This is a genomic window from Microcystis sp. LEGE 08355 (assembly GCF_015207185.1).
Taxonomy (GTDB): domain Bacteria; phylum Cyanobacteriota; class Cyanobacteriia; order Cyanobacteriales; family Microcystaceae; genus Microcystis; species Microcystis panniformis.
Genome location: NZ_JADEXI010000338.1, coordinates 1 through 5,129, shown reverse-complemented (window position 1 = coordinate 5,129; position 5,129 = coordinate 1). Strand labels below are relative to the sequence as shown.

Annotated in this window: 4 protein-coding genes and 1 pseudogene; 1 reads left to right on the top strand and 4 read right to left on the bottom strand. The window is 42.9% G+C overall.

The window, feature by feature from the left end:
• The 3 genes and pseudogenes from IQ242_RS16280 to IQ242_RS16270 form a co-directional block, all read right to left on the bottom strand.
• A partial coding sequence (locus IQ242_RS16280) for a M6 family metalloprotease domain-containing protein (RefSeq protein WP_193960679.1) occupies positions 1–1,632 on the bottom strand: 1,632 nt, incomplete at its 3' end.
• 138 nt (positions 1,633–1,770) lie between these two features.
• The gene (locus IQ242_RS16275) at positions 1,771–2,289 is read right to left on the bottom strand and encodes a response regulator transcription factor (protein ID WP_228021041.1); all 519 of its coding nucleotides are present in this window, start codon (positions 2,287–2,289) and stop codon (positions 1,771–1,773) included.
• A gap of 401 nt (positions 2,290–2,690) precedes the next feature.
• A pseudogene (locus IQ242_RS16270) lies at positions 2,691–2,816 on the bottom strand (IS30 family transposase); the annotation flags it as partial.
• Positions 2,817–2,929: 113 nt separating this feature from the next.
• Here IQ242_RS16270 and IQ242_RS16265 point away from each other — a divergent pair.
• A complete protein-coding gene (locus IQ242_RS16265; protein WP_193960676.1) occupies positions 2,930–3,925 on the top strand; it encodes a DNA cytosine methyltransferase in 996 nt (331 codons plus the stop codon).
• 267 nt (positions 3,926–4,192) lie between these two features.
• Here IQ242_RS16265 and IQ242_RS16260 read toward each other — a convergent pair whose 3' ends face one another.
• Entirely contained in the window at positions 4,193–4,840 is a 648-nt protein-coding gene (locus tag IQ242_RS16260) for a restriction endonuclease subunit R (RefSeq protein WP_193960675.1), read from the bottom strand.
• Positions 4,841–5,129 lie beyond the last annotated feature (289 nt).

Sequence of the window (5,129 nt, the reverse complement as noted above, 5' to 3'; positions counted from 1 at the left end):
CAAGAAAACACTGTCACTCTCGCTGGCAATCTTGCGCCAGCCGAGGCCGCCTACATAGGCGGCCGCATTGCGTTCTTGGTTAATCATCCACAAACCGGTAATCTGCTTTTTCTCTAGCCAAGCACTGCCGGGGACAGTGAAGGTCATCGTGGCACCAACGGCAGAAATCTGGGCGATTTTTAGGCCAGAGTTGCTACCATCCCACCATTTGCCAGCAGGACTGGTACTATCGGAAAACTCGGTTTTATAGGAGGCTCGAAATAGGTCGGCGTTATCACCAGCATTCACGTCTTTTTCCAAATCGAAGCGATTATCGGCCTGTTCTAAGGAACATTCGTAGTGTTGGCTAGGAGTCATCTGTTCCTCCTCGTTACCATTCTTCTGTTCGTCCACGTGCCAGATGGCTAGGCCCGCATCGGGGAGGAATGTATCCCGGCCAGTTTTCTGCCGGTTTTCGATCAGGAAATACTCGTTAGCGTTCTTACTGTAGAGGTAAAACTCATTCTTGGCCGCAGCAAGACTGGCGGTAAGACCTGGAGTTATCGCTGTCACTTTGCTGGCCCAACCGGCTTCATTTTTGAGATAGGCACAAACTTGTACGGGATTTTTATCATTGCCTCCGTAACACATCAGACAATAATTACCCACTCCTGCCGATTGACCGCCATAATCGTAGAGGTCGGGAAAATCGCAAATCATGTGACCATTTTCATGACAGAAGGTACGCAAGGTCAGTTCACTACCCATATTGGTGATTTGGTAGTCGTATAACTTCTTGCCCCCCCCGACATCGTAGGGTGAGGCTAAACTCCAGGAATGAGGCCATAGTCCTTCGGCCCAATTGTTGACCCGCGGCCCGACATAGAAGACATTTAAGGCATAAATTAAACCGTTACTATCACTACTCAACTGACTAAAGTTAAAGCCTTGGGATTTCAAATAATTGAGGGCTTCTAGAATCAGTTCTCGGGCGCGAGTACCATAGTCGATCGCTGGATCGGTATAATAGGAGCGATTATGGGCGGCGGTGTAATATTGGGTGACAACATTGGTATAGGTTAATTTTCCCTGGGAGTTGTCGTAGAAATAATCCCGTACTGACCCTTTATTGCCAAATCCGGCGTAACCAGGTAGGTTACAGAAGTTGCTGACTTCCTGTTGGGAAATGCTGGCGGCAACGTCGGGAAACTTAATCAAGATACATAATCCCAGATAGTTGCCCACAGTTACTGTTGAAGCTGGTCTGGCATCAGCACTGGTCGTCGCACTGATTCCCTGCAGCTGAGTTTTTTTTTGCTGACGACGGACTCGCCATTGACTGAACCCTTCCTGTAGCATCGGTGCGCTCTGAGCTTGTTGTTTGGCACTCTCGGTCTGGATGCGTAGATGGGGCCGGATGCCGAGGCTTTGGGGTGCTACTTGGCCGACTATCCCATCGGTGGCTATCAGTTGGCTTTTGTCTTCGGAAAGCTGGGCGTAGGTGTAAAAACCATTGTCAGGGTTTTTGACCACGGTATAGCCATCTAGGGTTTCAAAAACAGCGTAATATTGGTTTCCCGATCCCCTGACCCGGATAGTGCTGCCGTCGGGATTGGTGAAGGTAAATTCCTCATTCACAAAGGGTGTAGGCATAGATTTGATTCTCCTTGCCAAAGAAATTTTGGCTTTCTCGATGAGAAGCTCTGTTCAAGAACTAAGTACAGGACAATGCACAATTTCAATAATCATCAAATTTTTCTGGGTTAACAATACGATGATCCGCGTAGGGAATTATGAAGATATCGCAGCAATCTGCCCTTTCAGTAGCCCCAACTTTTCGAGGGCAACTATAACCGCTGCCGTCCGAGTTTGTACCCCTAGTTTCCCGTGAATATGTTCTAGATGTTTTCGCACGGTTCCTTCGCTACATCCGATCACTTTTGCTATGGCGGCATTACTTTTATCTTGGGCAATCCAAAATAGCACTTCTGCTTCCCTTTTAGTCAGTCCCAACAATTCTAAGGCCGCAATCGAAAAAGAGGGCAGTTCTTGTTCTTGTAAGAGTAGGAGAAACTGTTCTCCGATCAGAGTGGGAATCAGAAAAATGATTAACTGTCGTCCCTCTTGTTCTAGGCGTAAGGGTGAACAGGAAAAGGCTTGCTCATCCTTGGCTAAGAGTCGGGCAATCTGATGTTTAAACCACTTTTGCAAGGGTTCTGGTAAGGTGTTCGGGGTATGGGAGAGGGAATACTGGTACAGCAATTGTTCAGAGCGTTCCGTAAGCATTTGCACGCTTCCAGCTATATCCATGACTATTAAACCTATCTGCTGGCAAAATTGCGGTAATCTTGGCGTTATTGCTTTTATTTGATTATATTTGTCTTTATTGTTTTCTGGCTCTCTCTGTGGGCTAGATAGCAAAGCTGCGAGACAAAGATCGCAACTTACCGAGAGCTTTGGCATCAATCCCATAAATTTCTCCACTATTCAAATAATTATCACAAAATTCATCTTTCTGCCCTAGTGGTGACGCTCTTATCTCAAGGCCTAGTGCTTGCTCAGAATATCTGTACTTTTAGAAAGCAGCAAATAGGCAACAGAAAATTAGGAAACAAACAAGAAAATATCTATGTCATCAACATCGGTCGCAGTGACAGAATTCCTGAAAACAGCCCCCTGTTAACTATAATTTCCTTTCATAAAACGCCAATTCAAGTCTGAATTACATCACTGTCTGCTCTATCTTCATAGAATACCTCATTCGGGTTACGATAGTCAAGACATTTTCGAGGACGATTGTTAATCAAGTTTACGGCTCTTTCTACCTCCTCAAACTTGGCTAAAAATACCTCTAAAGTTCGATTTATTTTTTGACGTAGCTGTGCTATAAGGCGATGAATTATCCCCATTAAGTTAGGATATTATCGAGGTCTTGCCAGGGATGTGATCGATGAATTTACTTAAAGATAAGCAGAAAATTCGTTTTATTGACCTATTTTGTGGTTTAGGAGGGTTTCGAGTCGCAATTGAACAAGTTTGTCGCCAAAAAAACTTAGAATCTGATTGTGTCTTTTCCTGTGATATAGATAAAGATGCTCGGGCAATTTATCAGGCTAATTTTGGCGACCAACCCCAGGGAGATATTACCGAAATCGCTGCCCTAGATATTCCCAATCATGATATTTTAATGGCTGGATTTCCCTGTCAACCCTTTAGTATTTGTGGTGATTTAAAGGGGTTTGAAGATACCAGAGGCACGCTATTTTTTGAGATTGCTCGCATTTTAAAAGCCAAACAACCCGCAGCATTTATTCTGGAAAATGTCAAGCAATTGCAGGGACATCAACAGGGAAAAACCTTAGAAGTTATTCTCGATACTCTGCAAGATTTAGATTACTATACCGATTATCGGGTTTTGAATGCTCTTCATTTTGGTTTACCGCAAAAACGGGAACGAATTTTTATCGTTGGTTTCCGAGAAGCGCGGGGTTTTATCTGGCCAAAACCAGCTTTATCTAGAACAAGTTTAACGGAAATATTAGAGGAAAATGTCTCAGATTTTTATTATGCTTCCGAAAAAATTCAAAAAAGTCGCCTTCTGAAAAGAGAGGGAAAAAAACTTTATAGTGAACCGACTATCTGGCACGAAAATAAAGGAGGTAATGTCAGTGCTTATCCCTATTCCTGTGCCTTGCGAGCGGGAGCATCCTATAATTATTTGTTAGTGGATGGGAAAAGACGCTTAACAGAAAGAGAAATGCTCCGTTTACAAGGTTTTCCCGATGATTATCAAATTGTCGGCAGTTATCAAACTATGCGAAAATTAACGGGTAATAGTGTAGCGATTTCCTGCGTAGCTGCTGTGGTTAATTCTGTAATCGAGTCTTTGTTAGATGTTGCTCAAGCATCAACTAATTCATTCTCGTTCAATCGACACCTTAATTAAGTTTATTTTTGACTTAGGAGTTTTAGATAGTGGTAATTATTCAAGACGCTTTTAATTCCCTATATAGACAGCCTCGTAGGTTGGGTTGAGCGAAACAATACTGGGTCGAAAATGGCTTAATTCGCCTGAAAAAGCGAAACCCAACCACCCCAAAGGTTTCTCTTGGTTGGGTTTCCTTGCGTCAACCCAACCTACAATAATTGCTACTCTACTGGGTCGAAAATGGCTTAATTCGCCTGAAAAAGCGAAACCCAACCACCCCAAAGGTTACTCTAAAATTAGCTGACCCATTGCCTTGAGAATTTGGAGCAGATTAATTGCTGATTCAGGATACATTAAATTAAGTTCTGGCATTATCTGATAAGTGGGGTTAGTTTCTTGTCTGAGATGGACGAACATATATTGTAAGCCATTAGTTGCTAATCCCCAAACTGAGGGTTGTCTTTCTAAGCTATTGTAGGCATAAGTCAATAATTGAGGTAATCCCTGACGGACTTCGATTCCACTCTCTTTAGCTTCAATGACTAAAATCCAAAAAGGGATATCATTGACAGTTGCTATCGAATTATTCACCGTGACAATATCAAACCGTCCGCTAATAGTTTTATCTTCATCCACAAGGATAATATTATCAATCCCTTCTTCAACCCTAATCTTAATCGGATAACGATAAAAACCCGCTAACCGCAATAGGGGAAATAGGGTTAAAACTTTAACTTGTCCTTCTGATGCTTTATCTTCCATCAAATAGGGTCGAAAATCGTTGCGGATTTGAACAAGTTCTAATTTTTCTGCGTCGCTGACGGTTTCCAAAGCTAAAAGCTCTGTAAATGAAACATCCTCAAGCTTTTCTTGGAAATTGAGATGACGTTGAACATCAGCAAGGGTTAGTTTACTCGTTTTGAGGGTCAGCATTGATTGAGCAAGCAGTACAGTGCTGTTTCCATGATAGCGTCAAATAGGTTTCTCGGCTGTTCTTCCTAACAAAATAAGCCAAGACAGAAACACCAATTTAAGAATAAAGTTGCTGCGTGGGGTGCGGATTGTTGATTTGGGTTTTTTAACAGAATTGGTAGCCTTCTAATGCACTTTACACTCGTCGGCGATCTACGATCAAGTTATTTTTGAACGCAAAGCACCCCAAGGTCATATTTCTTGTAGTTAGAGGTTTGATTAGGTTGGGGATGGTGGCATGGGATTGGAA